The sequence below is a fragment of the Fredinandcohnia onubensis genome (genome assembly GCF_002734285.1).
GTDB lineage: Bacteria > Bacillota > Bacilli > Bacillales > Bacillaceae_L > Ferdinandcohnia > Ferdinandcohnia onubensis_A.
In genome coordinates this window covers 420,266-433,972 of record NZ_NSEA01000003.1, presented here as the reverse complement: position 1 = coordinate 433,972, position 13,707 = coordinate 420,266, and the positions used below count along the sequence as shown (strand labels likewise).

At 36.3% G+C, this 13,707-nt stretch carries 13 protein-coding genes; 3 read left to right on the top strand and 10 right to left on the bottom strand.

The features are described from left to right. Positions 1 to 6: 6 nt before the first annotated feature. Entirely contained in the window at positions 7 to 1,050 is a 1,044-nt protein-coding gene (comGB, locus tag CKJ95_RS04935; RefSeq protein WP_099352279.1) for a competence type IV pilus assembly protein ComGB, read from the bottom strand. Then, a complete protein-coding gene (comGA, locus tag CKJ95_RS04930) occupies positions 1,028 to 2,104 on the bottom strand; it encodes a competence type IV pilus ATPase ComGA (protein WP_099352322.1) in 1,077 nt (358 codons plus the stop codon). Before comGA ends, comGB begins: the two co-directional genes overlap by 23 nt. A gap of 375 nt (positions 2,105 to 2,479) precedes the next feature. Here comGA and CKJ95_RS04925 point away from each other — a divergent pair, with 375 nt between their 5' ends. Further along, positions 2,480 to 3,172: a helix-turn-helix transcriptional regulator gene (locus CKJ95_RS04925; protein ID WP_099352278.1), complete on the top strand. Its 693-nt coding sequence runs from the start codon at positions 2,480 to 2,482 to the stop codon at positions 3,170 to 3,172. 77 nt (positions 3,173 to 3,249) lie between these two features. Next, the gene (locus CKJ95_RS04920) at positions 3,250 to 3,492 is read left to right on the top strand and encodes a DUF2626 domain-containing protein (protein ID WP_099352277.1); all 243 of its coding nucleotides are present in this window, start codon (positions 3,250 to 3,252) and stop codon (positions 3,490 to 3,492) included. A gap of 26 nt (positions 3,493 to 3,518) precedes the next feature. Here CKJ95_RS04920 and CKJ95_RS04915 read toward each other — a convergent pair whose 3' ends face one another. Next, on the bottom strand, positions 3,519 to 4,637 hold the full coding sequence (locus CKJ95_RS04915; protein WP_099352276.1) for a class I SAM-dependent methyltransferase: 1,119 nt from the start codon (positions 4,635 to 4,637) through the stop codon (positions 3,519 to 3,521). Positions 4,638 to 4,847: 210 nt separating this feature from the next. Beyond that, positions 4,848 to 5,483 (bottom strand): MBL fold metallo-hydrolase, encoded by a 636-nt coding sequence (locus CKJ95_RS04910; RefSeq protein ID WP_099352275.1) that lies wholly within the window; start codon positions 5,481 to 5,483, stop codon positions 4,848 to 4,850. A gap of 344 nt (positions 5,484 to 5,827) precedes the next feature. On the opposite strand from CKJ95_RS04910, the gene CKJ95_RS04905 reads away from it, so the two are divergent. Beyond that, complete coding sequence (locus CKJ95_RS04905) at positions 5,828 to 6,001, top strand: DUF2759 domain-containing protein (protein WP_010678113.1); 174 nt, start codon at positions 5,828 to 5,830, stop codon at positions 5,999 to 6,001. Positions 6,002 to 6,052: 51 nt separating this feature from the next. On the opposite strand, the gene CKJ95_RS04900 is transcribed toward CKJ95_RS04905, so the two are convergent. From CKJ95_RS04900 to CKJ95_RS04875, 6 genes are all read right to left on the bottom strand, one after another. Continuing rightward, positions 6,053 to 7,174: a YqgU-like beta propeller domain-containing protein gene (locus tag CKJ95_RS04900; protein ID WP_142353921.1), complete on the bottom strand. Its 1,122-nt coding sequence runs from the start codon at positions 7,172 to 7,174 to the stop codon at positions 6,053 to 6,055. Positions 7,175 to 7,317: 143 nt separating this feature from the next. Further along, entirely contained in the window at positions 7,318 to 8,511 is a 1,194-nt protein-coding gene (locus tag CKJ95_RS04895) for a M14 family metallopeptidase (protein WP_099352273.1), read from the bottom strand. A gap of 105 nt (positions 8,512 to 8,616) precedes the next feature. After that, positions 8,617 to 10,512 carry an LTA synthase family protein gene (locus CKJ95_RS04890; RefSeq protein ID WP_373604831.1) on the bottom strand — a complete coding sequence of 632 codons (1,896 nt, stop codon included), beginning with the start codon at positions 10,510 to 10,512 and terminating at the stop codon, positions 8,617 to 8,619. A gap of 292 nt (positions 10,513 to 10,804) precedes the next feature. Further along, a complete protein-coding gene (locus CKJ95_RS04885) occupies positions 10,805 to 11,764 on the bottom strand; it encodes an ROK family glucokinase (protein WP_099352271.1) in 960 nt (319 codons plus the stop codon). 19 nt (positions 11,765 to 11,783) lie between these two features. After that, on the bottom strand, positions 11,784 to 11,996 hold the full coding sequence (locus CKJ95_RS04880) for a YqgQ family protein (RefSeq protein ID WP_099352270.1): 213 nt from the start codon (positions 11,994 to 11,996) through the stop codon (positions 11,784 to 11,786). A 134-nt stretch (positions 11,997 to 12,130) separates the two neighbouring features. Next, positions 12,131 to 13,600, bottom strand: coding sequence for a spore germination protein (locus tag CKJ95_RS04875; protein WP_099352269.1), 1,470 nt, complete (start codon positions 13,598 to 13,600; stop codon positions 12,131 to 12,133). Between the last annotated feature and the right edge of the window lie 107 nt (positions 13,601 to 13,707).

Here is a 13,707-nt window from a genome sequence, read left to right as displayed (position 1 = left end):
TCCTCTCTATATTCCATTTAAAAGTTGAAACATTGGAACCATGATGGCGGCATACATCAACATGATGATAATTCCGATGGTCGCAAATAGGATTGGTTGGACGATTGCTAATAATCTTGTTACTTTTTCCTCGGCTTTTTCCATTACATATTGGCTATAATGCTGGAGTTCGCTGGCTAAATTTCCGTTAGATTGGCCATGTAAAATAACCATCGCTAAATCGTCCTCGTAATATTCTCGCACTCTCAAAATGTCCTCGAAACGATTACCCGCTCGTAGAAGCTGTTTCATTTCCCTTGCTTCCTCTCGAAAGAAAGGCGAGTGAAACTGCTGTTCAAACATGGTTAACGCTTGAAAAATCGATAATCCACCTTTTAATAAGTTACTAAGTTGCACAGAAAAGAAATGGGAATTAAACATGATCGTTACTTTTTTAAAAATGGGAATCTTTAAGAGTAGCTTCATTTTTTCAACTGGGGTAAGTTTTTGAAAATGAAGAAAATAGTACGTGAGGCCAATGATCATTAGTAAACCGACAATGAGGAGTAAATATCGGTTTAGCTCAGGGAGACCTAATAAAAGTTTAGAAATCAACGTCTGTTCATAACTCATTGAGGTAAATAAGCTTTCAAATTGCGGTAAAAGGATTTTTTCAATCATGGTAAACATGAATCCAACAAACAATAATAAAGCTAGAGGATAGCGTATTAGTTTTTTTCCTTTTTCAAAATGGGTAATCTTTTTCTGTAACATTGTACTTCCTTCACGGAGGGCAAATGAAATATCGCCATGCTGCTCGGCAAAGTACAAGTAACCAAGTATATCCTTATGAAATCCCACCTTACTAAAGGCAGTATATAAGGATTCACCTTGTATACAGCTTTCAATGATTACTTCGATGTCCCTGCTGTGCTTCTTCGGCAACTGGAACAAAAGGAATTGTGAGGCTTGTTCAAAGGAATAGCCTTGATCAAGTAAATCACCGATTCTACTCAAATATAATGATTGTTCCTTTAAGGTCCAATTCTTATTTCTTTTCCTTGGTATCATTGACAACCCATCTTTCTAACGCATCGGGATATAAATATCCAAGGGCAATACCTTTCTTAATGACGTCCCTTAATTTTTCATAGCGGTATTCAGCTTTGTCACCCCTCGCTTCCTTCATTACTTCAGTCAGGGCATGTCCATTCAAAAGCTCGTACACCCCCACTCGTCTTACTTTTCGGTACTTTTTACATTGAGGGGAACATTTACCTTCACAATATGGACATTTAAGATCAACAAGCCTTTGTGCTGCGATTGCTATTAACGTTTGCTCGATTTCCTGCAAGGACACATCAAATTCTAACAGCCGATAAATAGCACCTTTTGTATCTCTAGTATGCATCGTTGTTAAGACCAAATGACCTGTCAATGCTGCTCGCACAGCAATTTTTGCCGTTTCTGAATCCCTTATTTCGCCCACCATGATAATATCGGGATCATGTCGCAAAATAGCCTTCAAGCCATGTGCATATGTGATTCCGGCTTTTTCATTCACCTGAACCTGTAGAACATCTTCACTTTGTTTTTCAATGGGATCTTCTAATGTAATGATATTTCGGTTAAAAAGCTTCTTCGTTGCGTGTAGTAAGGAATAGAGGGTGGTTGTTTTGCCTGATCCTGTTGGTCCAGTAAAAATAATTAACCCGTGTGAATGCTTCAGTAATGAAAGAAGTTTAGTTGTCATAGTCGGAAAAAGCGATAGATTTGCAAGAGAATAGGTTGGTGTTTCAGGTAGGATACGTATGACTAGACTTTCGTTGTAAGGTGTGGGCAGTGTAGACAATCGAAGGTTAATGGTTATGCCTTTTAGATTTATAGTAATTGCACCGTTCTGTGGTCTTCTCCTTTCTCCAATATCCATTCCAGCAAGGAATTTATAATGGGAAATTAACCGTTCGCAAACATCCTTTGGAATGGTTTGCTTATTGAACAAATCACTGTCGAGACGGTATTGGACCACGGCATCATTGATTTTCGGAACAAAATGAATGTCTGATACATTCATTGACCAAGCATCCTCGATCAATTGGTCGCCTAGTTGTTCAATTTCACTCAAATAATTCACTCCTTTTTGAACTTTTATTATATTTTTTTCTCTTGCAGGTAACATATTTCAACAAATATCTACAAACTCCTTCTTTTTTTAAAAAAATATTTTGTGAACTTTATTTGAACTTGAGGAATTGTGACTTCCCAAAAAAATAAAAATACAACCCCTGCCATTAGGGTTGTATTTTGGTGGAAATTTGAATCTATTATTAGGAGGAATCAATACATTGTATGTTCGTTTTTTGCTAAGTATGCCAATTATGATTGAAAATAATAGTTGTTTATTTATGAACTTTTATCTACAAGTGATATAAATCACTTATTGATGGTAATTAACTGTAATATAATTGGGGTATCAATAGGGTCGCAAGGAGTGAAGACGGTGGAACAAACACTGAAGATAACGAACGTTTTAGCAGATCCAACACGCTATTATATTTACCAATACATTATTAAACAAAATGAAGATGTCACCGTTCAAGAAATTGCAGAAGAATTTGAAATTCATCCGAATGTAGCAAGACTTCATTTAACCAAGCTTGAAGATGTCAATATGCTTGTTTCGGAAGCAAAGAAAACTGGAAAAGGTGGCAGACCGAGTCGTCTATATCGACTATCGAATGACCACATTCAAATTAATTTTCCGTTTCGCGATTATCAATTGCTTTCAAAAATTGCAATTGAAACAATGGCAACACTGGGTGATGTGGGGAAACAAGCACTTGAACTAACAGGTAGAAGATTCGGGGAGGAATTAGTGAATCATCAAATCCCAGTTTCAATCCATGAGCTTACCTTTGATCAAAAGCTTGATATTTTAAAAAAGGCATCCACAGTTGCGGGTTTTTATCCAGATTTAGACCATAATAAGGATAAGACAAAAATCTTTTTAAAGATTAATAATTGTCCATTCAGAGAAATTGCTCAAGAAAACTTTGAAGCTGTTTGTGGAATGCATCATGCATTTCTAAGAGGAATGTTTAATTTACTCTTTGACGATGTGGTGCTGGAGGAGTCAGAAAATATCATTCTTGGTTGTAATTCTTGCAGTTATCACGCAATTGTCGCAAAGTAATGTTTACATTTGTGTAATCGTTACATTATAATAATAAAAGTGATGTTAAATCATGTCTAAGGGGGGGAAATATACATATGGAACGTATGTACCGAGTTTTAGGTTTTTGGACAGGTATATTTGCAGTAATGTTCTACGTTGGTGGTATGGATGTTCTAGCACTAATTTTCTTTGCACAAACCGGATTTTTCGTCCTTTTAAGCTATTTAAAATTGTCTGAAAGAATGTACATTTACGTGTTTGGCGCATATTTAACTGTTTTCTTCTGTGCCTTCTCTTACTACACCACATTTATGATGCCACTTGGTGGAGGTCACTAAAAAAAAGCGATGGAAACATCGCTTTTTTATTTGCCTTGGAAGATATTTTCCCAAGATACTTTTACATTTTTTTGCTGTATGAGAACATGAAACGCTGCACTCATTCCACTATCCATAATAAGAGAACGAATCGCTCGATTTTGTTTACTTTTTTCTGAAAAGGGATTGGAATCAAAATTCTCCTGTAAAAACGTTAGAATACCTGCTTCCAATAAAAATTCATCCTGTCTCCATTTCTTCACGAGTTCGAGTCCTAGCTTGGAACTATATGTAACAAGCGCGTCAAAATGAATATGAGTTGTTAAATCCATTTCTCCTGGGTGCTCGAGTGGGTTATGTATTAATTGATGATTGTAGTACCCCCTCAGACTCCCCCTCATTCTCGGTGGTTCTTCCCATTCCGCATTCGTATACCCATAATCAACCGTAAAGACAATAGCGTCCCCAAGAAAACTGGATAGGTCTTCTAGGTAGGAAAGCATTTGAAGTGGAATTTCAAATCTTTGTCCATTAGTCAAGACGATCTTGTTAGTGTCTATATATTTTTTAATTTCTTCGTCCGTAAGTGGTGTAAGAATTTCGGTTAATTGCTCTTCCTCTGTTAGTGTGATGTTCACTTCATATAGATCACTATCTTTTTTCTCAATCACTCTTACCGGAAAAGCATCAAACAATTCATTTGAAAACACAATTCCATGAAAAATCGGGAAATCTCTTTTTACCTCATCAAGTCTCTGATATTGAATCACTTTTTTGCTTACAGATAGAATGTCCTGCTGCAAACGTTGATGGTAAGGACTTGTTTCAATAATGATGTAGGTTATCTTTTGAAACGTATCAAAATAGGAATCTTGTAATTCGTCAAGAACAGCCCTTGCAAATCTACCATTTCCACCACCAATTTCACAAATATATGGTGGAATTTTTTCGAGAGTAATAAGTTTATGAAACAGGGTTGCAAACAGTTTGCCAAAGACATTGGAGATGTTACTGCTTGTGATGAAATCTCCTTTTTTCCCAACCTTTATTTGGTCCTTCATGTAATAGCCTTTATTTTCATGATATAGGACTGTATTCATAAACTGTTCATATGTTATCTGTTTGTTTAAAGATGATTGAATGGCATCTTTTAATATGTCTAGCATATGCTCACCTTTTACTATTTTTCACCATTGACACAGTGTTTATATTATTATATTGTAAATTTAGTAGCTTACAATATCCCTCCCATTATACGGATATATAAGTATTGGCATATGCCAAATTTGACATTAGGAAGGAATTCTTAATGTTAAAAACATCCCCAAAGAATTGGTCTGACTCTACCGGAGTTAGACCTTTTCTGTGTTTAATGTTTAAAATCCATTTAGAAACGGGTTTGAGTCCATTTCAGCTTCGATCGTTGTTTCAGGTCCATGACCAGATAGGACAATTGTTTCTTCTGGCAATGTGAGAAGCTTTTTATGAATACTACTTAGTAATTGTTCATGGCTTCCACCTGGTAAGTCTGTTCTTCCGATGCTACCTTGGAATAAGGCATCTCCTGAAAAAACAACTCCAAGTTCTTTGCAATAATACGAAACACTTCCCGGTGAATGTCCTGGTGTATAATAAAGGTCTAAATGAAAGTCATTTACAACAAGACTTCCTTCTTTTGGAAGGATGGTTGGTTCTGCTTTTGATAAGATTTCTTGCCCAGGAATAAAATAAGCTGAACCATTTAAAGCGGGATCTTTCAGCCAATTCTTCTCTTTCTCATGAATATATACAGGAACATCCCAACTAGCGATTACATCGTCAATAGCACCTATATGATCAAAATGAGCATGTGTTAAAAGAACCGCAACTGGTGTAAGTCCCTGTTGCCTTAATGTAGTATTTAATCTTTGTCCATCTCCACCCGGATCAAAGATGACGCACTCCTTGTTTGAATTGGTCAAAATGTACGCATTTGTTTGTAAGGGTCCTAAAGGAATCCTTTGCCACTTCATAACTTTCCCTCCGATGCTTTTTAGTCTACCCTTTATTCTACACTATCAAATGAAATCGAAAAAGCACTTAAACAAATGCACTTGAGGTTTTGCTAATGGTAATTTGTCTTGAAAGTGTCACTTTTTCCTCCTCGACAAATACGTATAAAACGATTAGAATATAGATTGAATCTATCTATTTCTTTACATAAAGGGTTTTCAGCCTTTCGGAGCAACATTTTTCATGAGTTAAAATTGATGGGATGTTGTAAATTTTCATGCTATGGGGAAAAATAGTAATGAATATTTAAAAGTAAAGGCGCGCTTTTACATGTAACATTGATTATAGCAAGGGGGTAAGTCACATGGGTCTAATGATTATCTTTTCACTAATTGTAATTTTAGCTGCATTTGGTATTATTCGTTCTTTACGCGATAAGAACCTTTTAGCCTTATTATTCTCTACAGGAATCTTTTTAGTATTAGGCTGGTTCACAATCATGACAATCTGGAAACATGGTTTCCCAACTGCTCACTAAGATAAAAAAAGATTTAAAAGCCATCAGATACGATGGCTTTTTCATTTGTCCTTAATAAAGGTCTGTTATTTTTTTTGTCCTCATATCAATGATTTTCTCAAATTGAAATCCATATAAACATAAGAAACCATTTGGAGAAAAGTTTAGGGGTTGATCATCTACCTTTTCAAGAATGATCTCTTCTTTCCTTGTACTGATGTCGTATGAAACCAATTCGAATTTTTCTCCGTACGTATCAAATGCCCCATTTGAATATGGCTGAAATGAGTAGAGTTTCTTTTGTTCGACGACATAATCGGCCGAAGGAATATACCACTTCGAGTAATCACTTAAGAGTGGCATTTCAAATTCATATAGCTTTTTATTCTTTTCGGGATTGTAAAGGCCAACCTTTGCAAATGCCTCCTCGCCCTGAATTAATTCATATGTAACAAGTAGGTCTTTAAAGGTAGCAAACGAAATAATATCTTCAAATAAGAGTCCTTCTGTCTTTGTATCTAAATGATACGAATAAAGTGGCGCAAAGTAATCTAACTCGTTTTGGTCCCATTTTAAATATGAAATCGTATTGGGACTAACCCATTGAATAAAAGGCTGAAAGACCTCAAATTTCGTTTTTTCCTTGGCCTGGATATCCACCAAATGGGTTTGAAATGACCAATCTTCTAAAAACGACGTTACGAATACCTCACTTGGATGATAAGGGTTCCAGCTGTAAAATAAATCAAAGGAATTGATTTCCCATTCAAATTGCACGTTTCCCTCTTTATCTACAGCCGTTAACTTCGCGATATTTTGAGAATCTGATGTATGTATTAAGAACATGGAATGGTCCTCATTTGCCTTCATTGTCAGCACAGGGGCAGAGGTTTGAATGAACAGCTCCTTTTTACCGGTAAACAAATGATACTTGTATATTTTTGAAACTCCATTATCATCAGTAACATAGAGGATGCTTTCATCATCATACCATTCACCCACACTATTGAATTCTTCCCCACGGAGATCAAGTGGCTGCACCTCTTGATTTTCTCCAAAGAATTCTGTAGGAACAGGGCCTTTTGTTACATTCTTATTCCTACTATTTGGCGCATCGCTTATATCAAAAGGTTGATGAGAATTACAGCCAGCCAATAGAAAAAGAATCATAAAAAAGAATATTAAATTTCTCACCAACTCGATAACACCTCTTTTGCATCTAAATTGAGTTCCACGTTCTATTGTTTCCCTTAACAGATAATACGATTATGCACGTTAAAAAGTTTCAGCGCAAGGAAAAAAGCCGGCCTTTTTACCGACTTTTTTAGAGAGCGTTTTCACATATACAAGGAGGCTAAAAATGCTCCGAGAGTCTCCTGATAAATTTCATCAAATTGGTTAAGTGGGAGCGGATTAACCCCTTCCCCTAATTCGAATGTGAACCCTGGTCTCCTCCATTCTTGAATAAACCAATCCTTATACCCTGCGTGGCTATCTATCGTTCGAACGCCTCTATATCCACTAACCCTTGAAAATTCATTCACAAGGGTTCCTGCTTCTGATGGCTCTAACCCCTCATATCCCCAATAAATAACCTCTCCTTGGGTATGGAAGGCTAAAACACGATTAAAGTTTGAGTCTTTTGTTAGTTTCTCAATGGCGATTGCTTCAGGTTCAGTTAATGGAGCATCTCCTGGGTAATCTCGGGGTGCGGGTGACTTCGGTTCCTTTCTTTCTTTTTCAGTCTCCCAATTTGCCGGAAATTGATTATTTAAATCGACTCCTCGAATATTGGCTTTCCAGTCTTTAAAATCAAGTCTTCCATTGTTAATTTTTATAACTTCCTGTTTATATGAATCTTGTTCAGGAGGACCATTCAAAACCAAATTAACGCCATCCGGATTTACCATTGGAACTATTGATAAGAATGCATCCAAATAAAACGGTTCTACATAAAACCCTCTTATCGGGGCCATATTTGTTAACCCCAGCAAATACTCATTTATAAAGGTCATAATGACATTTGTTGTAATCCATTCATTTGCATGAAACGACCCATTCCAATGAACCCTTTTTTCTCCTCTTCCAATTCGAAGCTCAATCAGATCTTTTCCTAATACACTTTTACCAATAGACCGAGTTTGAAGAAATGGATAAATGGTCTTTAATTGCTCTATATCCCTCATCATATCAGCAAAATCGTATTCTCGATTTCCATTTACGATCGGTTGAACCACTCTTTCTGGAATCAGAATGATTTGGCCAACATCTAGATTCTCCGCTTTTATTCCTGGATTCACTAAAAATAAGGCATCTGCCATTAGTGTACGAGATTTCGCCAACTTCCATAACGTATCACCTTGAACAATACTATGCTGTTTTAAAAGAAAACCGGGAATATTTACTTCTGCTCCAACCTGCAAGTTATTTATATTCAAATGTAAATTTGAGTCAATTAATAAATGAGTAGGGATAGCAAACAGTTGACTGTAATACCAGAACGTGTCTCCTGGACGGACAATTACCTTCACTACAAATACCTCCTTGTTAGCCTCTCCTACCATTTTATGAGCGATAGGATGTACTTCATTCCATTTGAAAAGCCTTGACCCTAATTGGCCAAGGCTTTGATATCCCTATTCTTTAAACTCTTCAGGGACAGGTTCATGATAGGATGTTCCATTGTAGAAACGGAGAAGGTCTCCATAGACAATCTCATCAGAGTAATCTAATTCTAGCTCTGCTTTTTCCATATAAGGCTCACAATAGCTCATTTCTGCCTCTTCACCTGTCGCTTTATCATAACAAGCATTTTTCGTATATACATACTTATCTGTGATAAGGCTTCCATCCCGTAAGACAGTCAATGGTATTTTTTCCTTAGAAAATACATCACTACCGAAATGAACGTCATTGCGTATATCCATTCCAAGGAGATTTAGGATGGTTGGTTTTAAATCAATTTGTCCAGATACAGTTGAAATAACTTGTGGATTCTTATCTGTTACTCCAGGTATGTGAATGATTAATGGCACCTTTTGCAATTGAATGGAATCAAATGGTGTAATTTCTTCTTTCCCTAGAAACTGTGCCATCGCTTTATTATGGTTTTCAGAAATTCCATAGTGATCCCCATAAAGGACAAAAACTGTATTTTCATACATTCCTTCTTCTTTAAGTTTTTCAATAAAGATTTTTATAGACTCATCCATATAGCGAACGGTTGGGAAATAACGGTTCAACGTTCTTGAGTTTGAATTAAATTCATTTACCATTTTATCCTCTTCACCAAGTTCAAAAGGGAAATGGTTTGTTAATGTAATAAATTTAGAATAGTACGGCTGTGGCTGTGATTTTAATAGGTCAATGGATTGTTCAAAGAAATCGATATCCTTTAAGCCCCATCCAATTGAATTTTCCTCTGTAACCTCATAGCTTTCTACATCAAAAAATTCATCATACCCCAGAGAATCATACATGATATCGCGATTCCAGAAAGTCTTATTATTCGCATGAAAGACTGATGAAAAATATCCATAGTCCTTAATAAATTCAGGAGTGGCTGTAAATTCATTATTAGCATGAGTGAAGAATACGGCTCCGCGTCCAAGTGGATATAATGAATTTTCTAATAAAAACTCTGAATCTGATGTCTTTCCTTGACCAGTTTGATGATAAAAATTGTCAAAGTAATAACTTTCTTTTATAAAATCATTTAAGAATGGCGTGATTTCTTCCCCATCAATGGTTTCATTAATTACGAAGTTCTGAAGTGATTCCATTGAGATCACGACGACATTCTTTCCTTGTGCAATACCAAATTTATCGCTTGGTTCCTTTTGATTCGCTTTTAAGTAGTTCTCGATTTCAATAAATGAACTACTATCGGCTAAAGCTCGTTGGGCGGAAGATTTTGATTGAAGGACAATATCATAAATTTGATAGTTGTATGTCCCGATATTCTTTACTAACATTTCACGGTCGAAGGTTCTTGTTAATAACTGTGGTCGCTGTGCTTCTGCTAATCCAAGATTAAAAAAGAATATAGCTGCAACAAGGATGAAATATGATCTTCTCTCCTTCTTCGTGATTACTTCAGCAGCAGTAAAGCTTGGTTTAAATTTATTTATTAAAATTAGAATAACCACATCAATGAACAGAAGTGAATCTGTTGCCTTTAAATTTCCTGTAATACTCGTTCCTAAATCCCCCATGTTACTTGTTTGGAAAAGAACAGGAAGAGTCAAAAAGTCGTTGAAAAATCTGTAAAAGACAACATTGGCAAATAACACAAATGAAGATAGTAAACTAGCAAAAATAATAAACTTAGTTCGATGCTTTTCCTTAATAAAAAAGGAAATACCAAAGAACAGCAATAAGAAACTCAATGGGTTTATCAGTAAAATAAACTCTTGCATCAAGTTTTCTATTTTTATATCAAAGCTAGTTTTATATACGATATATGTTTTTATCCAAAGCATAAATGCAGCTAAAAAGATGAACTTTGATTTGGATAACGTTGATGACGTAATCATCAATATACCTCCTTGTTTTCAAGACCGCGGAGCACAAAAAATCGATGCTTTTCATTTCCATTTTTAGGTATTTTAGAAAAATCTAAAGATAATCTTAATACTTTTTTTACCAAAAATCAATCATCCAAATAACTTAATTTTATAGAATCATATAGATGTACATTATGTATATACATATAAGACGTTTAGTTGACTAGAAAGTTTCATAGTATTTAAAAGTAACAATCTTTTAAATATTCTAACAAAAATGTAAAAAAAGAGATTTCATTGTGAAATCTCTTTTTCCTATTTATTGATTACTTTTAGCTAAATAAGCTGCACCGATTACACCCGCATCGTTTCCTAATGTGGCAATGGTGATTTCAGCAGCCTCTGCTACCCTTGGAAAAGCAAAACGTTTAAACTGTTTTCTTAATGGAAGGAGTAATTGCTCACCTGCTTTTGAGACACCGCCACCTATAACAATTTTTTCTGGGTTTAGGCCATTCGCAACATGACTTAAAGCTAAGCCTAGATGAGTTGTTACATTGTCAATGATTTCTTGAGCTAGAAGGTCCCCTTTACCTGCTGCTTCAAAGACATCCTTTGAAGTGACTTCTCCCGTTTGTTCAAATTGTTCTCTAAGGACACTTGATTCGTTACCACCTTGAATGGCCTCTTTTGCCAAACGTGCAATACCAGTAGCGGATGCTATCGTTTCAATACAGCCCGTCTTTCCACAGCCACATAAAGCACCACCATCAACCAAGGAGGTGATATGGCCAATTTCTCCACCTGCCCCATTGGCTCCGCGAACAACGTTACCATTAGAGATAATTCCTCCGCCGACACCTGTGCCTAACGTTACACAAAGTAAGTCCTTTGCGCCTTCACCTGCACCCTTCCACATTTCACCGATAGCAGCGACGTTTGCATCATTATCGACAACTGCAGGCAACCCAATTTTTGCTTCAAGCTCTGCTTTAAGGGGATACATCTCTCTCCAGCCTAGATTGGTTGCTTTATAGATAACGCCATCTTCAAAATGTATTGGACCAGGTGCACCCATCCCTACACCAGCAAATTGTTCTTTTGAAAGCTTAAGTTCGTTCATTTTAGCTGCAATTGCTTCTGCAATATCCGGGATAATTTTTGCCCCAGATTTATCGGTTGGAATTTCCCATTTTGTTACAATTTCACCTTCCTGTGTAATAAAGGCAAGTTTGACCGTTGTACCACCTAAATCAATTCCAATTAATAAGTTTTCCATATGTAGTCCATTCCTTTGTTTATTTGTTTTTCGCTCTTTTTTCGGTTTCCCAGACAATTTCTTGACGGAGTAGAAAAATAGCTAATTGATAATCCTTTGTTTCAATGAGCTGTGAATTGTAAAGCTCTTGTATTTCAGTCTCCATTAATTCAAGGTCGGCAACTCTGTCACCAACATAAATGATCGTGCCGAATTTCTTTAAAAATTGTTGAATATCATAAATTGTTTTCACTTTCTCACCTTCTGCATTCCACAATATGATACTAGCTTATTTAAAAAAATAGAAACACGCAAGTTTTTCTCATAAAAGTCCATAAAATTGTAAAAGGAGTGCTCAACTTTACAGTGAACACTCCTAAAACATTATTATTTATCCGGATCTTTTGTATGTAATATCTTCGGTCTATTTCTTTTTAACGGAATAGGAGCACGGAATAAAACGTCCTTAAATCCTTTCAAGGAAAATGGAATAAACGGCCATAAATAAGGAACATTAAATGATTTCATTCGTGCTAAATAGATAATCCATAGTGTAATTCCTCCGACAAATCCAATTACTCCAAATATACTTGTCGTTAATAAGAAAAATAGTCTTGCTAAGCGGTTTGCAAGGCTCATCTCATAGCTTGGTGTTGAGAAGGTACCAATTGCTGCAATTGCAAGGTACAAAATAACCTCATTTGTAAATAACCCAACTTCAACTGCAACCTGTCCAATTAACATGGCAGCGACAAGCCCTAGTGCTGTAGCAAGGGCGGTCGGAGTATGAATGGCTGCCATTCGCAACAGATCGATCCCAATTTCGATTAGAAAGAACTGTAATATCAAGGGTAATCTTCCATCATCATTTGGACCGATAAATTTAAGACTATCTGGCAATAGTTCAGGATGAACTGCAAATAAATACCAAAGTGGTAACAAAAATAATGAAGCCCACACACCAATATAGCGAACCAAACGCAAGTACAACCCGGTTACTGGGCTGTTTCGATATTCCTCCGCATGTTGCATATGATGCCAAAATGTGGTTGGTGTGATAAGAACACTAGGTGAACCATCAACCATGATGATAATATGACCCTCGAATAGATGGGCAGCTGCCGTATCTGGCCTTTCCGTATATCTTACGACCGGATAGGGATTATAATGTCGTCCGGAAATATATTCCTCAATTGTCTTTTCACCCATCGGCAAACCATCTGTGTCAATCTTTGAAATGGCATCTTTAACTTCTTTAACATGAGCAGGATCAGCAATATCTTCAATATAGCTAATCACAATGTCTGTCTTTGAACGTCTTCCCACCTGCATATATTCCATTCGGAGGGATTTATCCCGAACTCTCCTTCTCGTTAATGCAGTATTAAAGACAACCGTCTCGACATAGCCATCTCTAGACCCTCTTACAACTCGTTCTGTATCAGGCTCTTCTGGACCCCTTACTGGATAGGTTCTAGCATCTATTAAAATAACCTTATCAATGCCTTCGATGACTAGAGCAGTAGGACCTGCAAGGACCATGTCAACAACCTTATCTAGGTCATCTGTGCTTTCCACTTCGACATACGGAATATACGTCTTAAGTAGTTTTTCTAATCCATCTATTTTAAAAGTACTCTCGTCTTGTTTCGCAAGAAATTTTTGCAATAAATGTAAAATATCATCTTTTATCAGTCCATCAATTAAAAACATTGACATGTCTTTGCCAGCGTATTCGACATCAATTTGGATCACGTCAAAGCTTTTGTCTACACCAAGGGCTTCTTTTAAATATCTCCGATTTTCTTCTAAACTTAATGAGACCGGATGTTTTGGCTCTTCCTTTTCATTTCCCATGAGTATCACTCCAATCACATACAAAGAACTCTAGTTTGCTTTCGTAATAGGCTACTAATCCATCTTTGACGTAAAATTGGAAAATAATACTTATTCAGGGTAAATAA

Excerpts from the sequence above, each read along its gene's own strand:
- CKJ95_RS04915 (WP_099352276.1), bottom strand. The coding sequence starts at position 4,637 with ATGCTAGACATATTAAAAGATGCCATTCAATCATCTTTAAACAAACAG.
- CKJ95_RS04920 (WP_099352277.1), top strand. The coding sequence starts at position 3,250 with ATGGAACGTATGTACCGAGTTTTAGGTTTTTGGACAGGTATATTTGCA.
- CKJ95_RS04875 (WP_099352269.1), bottom strand. The coding sequence starts at position 13,600 with ATGGGAAATGAAAAGGAAGAGCCAAAACATCCGGTCTCATTAAGTTTA.
- CKJ95_RS04910 (WP_099352275.1), bottom strand. The coding sequence starts at position 5,483 with ATGAAGTGGCAAAGGATTCCTTTAGGACCCTTACAAACAAATGCGTAC.
- comGB (WP_099352279.1), bottom strand. The coding sequence starts at position 1,050 with ATGATACCAAGGAAAAGAAATAAGAATTGGACCTTAAAGGAACAATCA.
- CKJ95_RS04885 (WP_099352271.1), bottom strand. The coding sequence starts at position 11,764 with ATGGAAAACTTATTAATTGGAATTGATTTAGGTGGTACAACGGTCAAA.
- CKJ95_RS04905 (WP_010678113.1), top strand. The coding sequence starts at position 5,828 with ATGGGTCTAATGATTATCTTTTCACTAATTGTAATTTTAGCTGCATTT.